1 protein-coding gene is annotated in these 502 nt (G+C 59.6%); it reads left to right on the forward strand.

Annotation, left to right across the window (positions count from 1 at the left end; translation table 11 throughout):
- Positions 1-502 (forward strand): hypothetical protein (locus CWC17_RS19430; RefSeq protein WP_171042123.1); only part of this gene is annotated, 502 nt, incomplete at both ends.

The following is a 502-nucleotide window of genomic DNA, read 5'->3' on the forward strand; positions in this document are numbered from 1 at the left end:
CATACGAGTTTCATGACTTCGGATCGGTGTGGAAACGGCACGTCACCCTGAACCGCCCAGATGGCGGCGCGAGCCCTCCGACGAAGCATTGCGGTTCGGCTGTGCGCAACGTCTGCCCCCTCTTCGCCGTCCCCGCCTCAGAGAAGGCGGAACAGCTATCGAACGAACCGAGAAACCTCGGCAAACCCTTGCCGAATGACCCTGAAAATGTCCCCAAAAATGAGAACATCGCACCCGCCTCAGAGAAGGCGGCGAGCGAGGTGAGTTTCATGCTTCGTGACCTTATCGAACGAGCGCAGGAGCTTATTCCACTGACATACGTCAACTGGCACGACAGCGCCAAGGTTGCGCTTTCACAGCCAGTGCAGGGCTGGCAGACGATGGACAGCGCGCCGAGAGACGGCAGTGCGTTTATGGTCTACGTCGCGCAAAGTGACCTGGGTCCTCAGTGGTTCGCGACAGTCAGCCGCACTCTCAATGGGGCATGGTGGGAGGCCTGTAC

The sequence above is a fragment of the Pseudoalteromonas sp. S3785 genome (genome assembly GCF_005887365.1).
Lineage (GTDB): Bacteria > Pseudomonadota > Gammaproteobacteria > Enterobacterales > Alteromonadaceae > Pseudoalteromonas.